Origin of the sequence: Mycobacterium parascrofulaceum ATCC BAA-614 (genome assembly GCF_000164135.1) — a bacterium.
Taxonomy (GTDB): Bacteria; Actinomycetota; Actinomycetes; order Mycobacteriales; family Mycobacteriaceae; genus Mycobacterium; species Mycobacterium parascrofulaceum.
The window spans coordinates 140970-146342 of the sequence record NZ_GG770561.1; the positions used below are offsets into that span (position 1 = coordinate 140970).

General features: G+C 65.0%; 3 protein-coding genes and 1 pseudogene. All 4 read right to left on the reverse strand.

The features are described 5' to 3' along the window. A pseudogene (locus tag HMPREF0591_RS28280) lies at positions 1 to 506 on the reverse strand (transposase); the annotation flags it as partial. Positions 507 to 690: 184 nt separating this feature from the next. After that, positions 691 to 2478, reverse strand: coding sequence for a group II intron reverse transcriptase/maturase (gene ltrA / locus HMPREF0591_RS28285; RefSeq protein ID WP_046186391.1), 1788 nt, complete (start codon positions 2476 to 2478; stop codon positions 691 to 693). Positions 2479 to 3190: 712 nt separating this feature from the next. Beyond that, entirely contained in the window at positions 3191 to 4429 is a 1239-nt protein-coding gene (locus HMPREF0591_RS28290) for an IS110 family RNA-guided transposase (RefSeq protein WP_007172236.1), read from the reverse strand. Positions 4430 to 4761: 332 nt separating this feature from the next. Beyond that, positions 4762 to 5085 carry a hypothetical protein gene (locus HMPREF0591_RS34750; RefSeq protein WP_007172237.1) on the reverse strand — a complete coding sequence of 108 codons (324 nt, stop codon included), beginning with the start codon at positions 5083 to 5085 and terminating at the stop codon, positions 4762 to 4764. Between the last annotated feature and the right edge of the window lie 288 nt (positions 5086 to 5373).

Here is a 5373-nt window from a genome sequence, read left to right on the forward strand (position 1 = left end):
CACGCTTGCCGAAGGCTTTGGCCTCGTCCTGCCGCTGCGCGGTCAGCCGAGTAATCTCGGTCGCCGAGAGCGCCGCGCCCGTGCCGAGGAAATGCTCCGGCGCCGGGCCGAAATCCCCGCTGGACAGCCCGTGCAGGCACAGCAGCGGCAACACCTCGGTCATCTGCGGCGACTTGCGCGCCCACGCCGGCAAAATCGGGGAGGAAAACCGGCACCGCTCACCGGTGTCAGCGTCGATGCGCTTGTCGTTGACCCGCGGGGCCTTGACCGGCACCGCCCCAGCGGCCGTCAACACGGTCCGCTCCTCGTGGTAGCCGTTGCGCACCACTAGGCGATGCCCATTCTCGTCAACCTGATCGGTGAACTGCGCGATATAGGCCGACTTCGGCCTCCAGCGCCGCCGCAAGCATTTGCCGGGCGCCATCGCGGACGACCTCATCGAGTAACGAGCGACCCGAACCGGTGTTGTCGTTGGACTCGTCGACGTCGTGAACTACCGTGAGCATGGGCGTACCTTCCCAACCAGCGCGCCAACGCCGGTCCTTGATCAGACAAACCGAATTCAGAGCACCCTCGGGAAGGCGGCGCCCCTTCAGGCTGCCTCACCGAGGCTCATGTCGGGTAGGACCGCCGCATTGCTGCGGCGGTCCCCCCTCAGAACCGTACGTGCCAGTCGTCCCGGCATACGGCTCAAGCAAGCCCCGAGGACGTTGCGGGAACTGCGTAATTCGTTGGGCTCCCGCGCAACTTAGCCCGAAGGCTGCGATGGCAGGAGGCGTGTACCAGGTGGGTCTCGTCCAACCGGGCCAGCCGCCCGTGGTGGGTGAGATGCTCGGCGGCGATGGCTCGCTTGACAACTCCTAACCACCACCGTTCCCATTCGGAGGGCGACTGCGGGGGTTGATCGACGGTCAACAAATGATCGCCACACAGCGGGCACCGTCCGTCCTGCTTGGCGAGCAGGCGCAGGTTGTAGCTGTCCAGCGCGGGTTTGACCTTGCGCCGTCGTTCGGCCCAGTAGCTGGCCAATTCCGGGGCGTCGGGAGACGCCCGGCCCGCGACTAGCGTGTGTCGGACGATGTGAGTCCAGGAGAATTTGACCAGACACGCGATGTTTTCACGGCGGTCATCCAACGGCCGTTCGGGATCGCCGAACACCCACTGATCGTTCCTGAACTTGTTGAACCGACCCCAGTGGCGGCGTGCGATCCACTTTTTCGGCTTCTTCGGATGCGGTCGGCGCGCCCGCCCGGAGGTGAGCCGCCACATATAGTGGTCCAGCGAGCTGAAAACCTTGCTGGACACCGCACCTCGATAGTAGGCGGACCATCCCCGGATAATCGGGTTCATCCGGGCGATCACCGCCCTGGCGTTGGAGCCGCGCAGCCTGCGCATCTCCTCGGCCAACCGTTTGCGGATACGCTCGATCGCCTCCGGGCTCGGCTTGATCAACAACTTGCCCGGCCGTCTACCGTGGCGGTAGCAGCGGATGTTGAATCCGAGGAAGCTGAATCCCTCTTCGAGGTGGACGATGCGCGTCTTATCCTCGTTGAAGACCAGACCCCTCGGAGCCAGCCACCGGGCAAGCTGCGCCTTGACGTGTTCGGCCTGCTCACGTGAATGGCAGCAGGCGACCATATCGTCGGCATATCTCACCAGAACCGGGTTGCCCGCTATCGCCGCGCCGGCGTAAACACCGGTCGAACTGCGGTAACGAACTCCCGCGGCCTCCTCCAGGCCATGCAGTGCCACGTTCATCAGCAACGGGCTGATCACCCCGCCCTGCGGAGAACCCTCCTCGGTCGGCGCGAACCCGCCGTTCTCGATCACCCCGGCTTTCAGCCACTTTCGGATCATTTCCTTGGCCGGGAACGACCCCAGCTTGTCGAGTAGCCGAGGATGGTCGATTCTGTCGAACGCGGCCGACAAATCGGCGTCCAGAATCCATGCCCGTTGGGCTCGTGGCCCTTTGAGCGTGAGGAAAAGGGACTGGATCGCATCGGCACAGCTACGGCCCGGGCGAAACCCGTAGGAACGGGCCTCGAACCGAGCCTCCCACTCGGGCTCCAGCGCGTTGCGTACCCGCGCCTGATGACAGCGGTCCATCACCACGGGGATACCGAGCGGACGCTGATTTCCGTTGGCCTTCGGAATATACACACGCCGAACCGGCAAGGGCTCCCACGACGACCGCGAATCATGCACTCGCACCGCAATATTCGCTCTCGCCTCGGGCGACAGGGCAACCTCCCCATCGATCCCGGCCGTTCGACGCCCAGCATTGCGCTGAGTCACCTGTCGCACACTGACCAACGTGTTCGACCAGGAACCCAGCATCAGTTTCTGCAGCGACCGGACCGAGGCCCAGTCCTGCTCCCGCGTCGCCTTGAAGATCCTGCGCCGCAACCTCGCTACGTTTTCCTCATGGACACGCCAATCCACGACGGTCCAATCGAAAACGCCCTCCGGTCCGTTCACCTCTACGGTGTCCAACTTGCCCTTCCGGTTCGCAAGGCCCTCGGTCTCGGTATTTCAAAGGCTCACCTGCCCACGTCAGCGCCCTTTCGAGCCCAGCCACCACGCTGGTATCCGACCGGTTCCCCATGATCGCCGCCCAGGAGGAGCGGCGGCACCACGACCACAGGTCCCGCTGCCTTTCGGCCATCGGCATTCGCTTCTTGAGCATCCTGTTCCCGCCGAGGGATTCCGCCCCTCTCACGATCGGCCTACCGGCCCGAAGGCCGGACCCGACGGGGTTTCCACGTTCCGCGCATACGAGATACGGCCGGGGAGGGCGCCCTCTATACCCCGAGACCAGCGGTGTTCGCACGACCGGCCTGTGGCCTCCGGTCGCCGCTTGCCGCCACTGCCAGCGGCCGGGTCCTATCACCCGGGTTCTCAACCCGTCTTCCCGGGCTTCAAATAACGAGGCGTCATCAAGGGTTCATTCGCATTCGCCCGTCCGGCCTTCCCTCGCCCGGTCGTTCCCCCAGACGGAACGGGGGCCCTTGGGCTTCTTCCCTGAGCTTCGCACGCCCACGGGCAGGACCCGTCGACGCACGTCAGGGCGGGGATCGGTCACGAACACCAACCGAGAACTACGCGACCGGCATCGCCGACCTCCACTCCACGAGCTCACTCACATGCGCGACATCGCGTCGCACCCACAGACCTCCGATCTTGTTAACAGTCAAGCGGCGGCTCGTGTGGGGTGCGTCGGGGGTGGTCGGTATGCCTTGATTGGGTCGTAGGTTTGGCTGGTTTGCAGGCAGTGGTAGAGCTGGCCGAGCATGCGGTTGTAGAGGTGGCGCAGGGCTGCGGGGTGGCGGTCGCCGTGGTCGCGGCGTGTCAGGTAGTGAGCGCGGGTGGGTCCTTCGCAGCCGGCCGCGATGAACGCCCAGACGAATCCGACGGCGGCAAGTCGGTTGTTCTTCACGTGCCGGTGAGTGATGCGGATGCTGCGCCCAGAGGCTTTGGTGACGGGCGCCGACCCGGCGAACGCCTTCAATGCTCGGGCGTCGGCGAATCGTGTTCGGTCGTCGCCGATTTCGGCGAGCAGGCGGGCACCGGTAAGGTCGCCGACCCCCACAAATGAGGTGATGATCCTGTGGTCGGCGTGCTGGGCAAAGGTGGCGGCGGTGGCCTCGCCCAGCCGGTCGACGTTGGCGCACTCAGCGTCGAGGGTGGCCAGCAATGCGACTGCTTGGATACCGAAGGCGTCTTCGACCGGGGCGGGGTGTCGCAGCTGCGGCAGCCGCAGCTGCTGGTGGATTGTCGCCGCGAGCGTGGTCAGGCCGCGTTGGCGTCCGGCGCGGCGCAGGGCGGCGGTGATCTGCGGCTTTGACAGCCGCGCCGCCTTGGCCGGGGTGGCAGCGATGGCGAGCACCGCACGAGCTTCGGGTGCGGTGATTCCGCCGGGACGGTCGGCGAAGGCGTGCAGGAAACCCGGGAAATATTCCCGCAGCAGCGACCGCAGTTCGTTGCCGGCCCGGTTACGCCGCCAGGTGGCGTCCTGGTGGGCACGGGCCAGCACGGTGATCGATTGCGCCAGTTCGGTGTCGGCGGGTAACCGACGATGCTGGTCGATGTCGGTACGCAGGATGTTGGCCAGCGTGACCGCATCGCCGTGGTCAGACTTCTTGCCCGACATCGACGTCCGTTCCCGATAGCGGGCCACCGACATCGGGTTGATCGGGTAGATCGGTCGACCGCTGGCCCGCAACACGGCGACCAGCAACCCGCGCGGGGTCTCGATCGCGACCGGGATCGGATCCTCAGGGTCGTCGTCGGCATCGGCCAGCATGGCGGTCAGTTCGGCGAATCCGGCGACCGACTCGGGGATGCGCCGTCTGGCGACCAGCCGACCGTCGGCATCCACCAGCGCGACGTCATGATGATCCTGGGCCCAGTCGATCCCACACGTGACCATGGACAAATTTACCTCCTTGGTTGTCGAAATGTGTTGGGTGCGTGACCCTTTGTGAGAACGCGCGGCGCCCTAATAGCAAGGCTCTGATGGCCTGACCTCCGATTGAGCCGTTCGCGACCCCAGCAACCCGCACGACCCCCAGTCTTTGTCAGAGCTCAACGGCTCCCCGTCGATGAGGTGTCGATCGTGCAGGCGGGCTCGAACCACGTTCCCCACCCCAACCCCTTCCGAGGAGCAGCCGGTCACGACACGCCGACCTCGCCGTTCTCCCGGCAGGTCTAGCCGACCCCGGTATCGGTCAGGCGTTCCGTCGACACTCGCTGGCCGACCGCTCACTCGGAAGGTCGCAGAGCAGCCGGCGTTCCCGCCTGTGGAAGGGGGTCTAGCCCCGAGTTCTGATCAGGAATCGTCCAGTGCCCTACAAAGCTATTAGGTTCCTGATCATTGCTCCACCGCAGCGCCGTCGGGCGGGTATCACGCTGTCTGGCCAGGCGGTCAAATTCGAGGACCAGGTCCTCGCCGGTGATGCCGCGCGCCACCCGACCGTCGACGCATTTGCGGGTGTGTTCGTCGATGATCGAGACGATCTTTGATCTGGCGGCGGTCAGTGGTGCCATCGAAATGGAAGTCAACAGCCACACCCGCTTCAGGCGCATCTGCGTACCCCGGGCATGGCGCTTTCTGCGCCCGCGTCTCCCCAAGCGAGCGAGCGGGACATTTGACTTGTAGCACCACGTCTACACCCGATACTATCGGTATCCGAAACTGGATGTTCGAGGAAGGGCAGCCTGTCATGGTCGACGGAGACATAGGACAAGGGGCAGTGACCACTGCAAGTGCGGCAAGTGTGGGGTCTCGGTATCCGAGAACCCGGCGGATACGTTTCCCCTTTGGCGAGGGCAGCAAGTATTTCTTCGATGACGACATCATCTTCAGCCACCTGT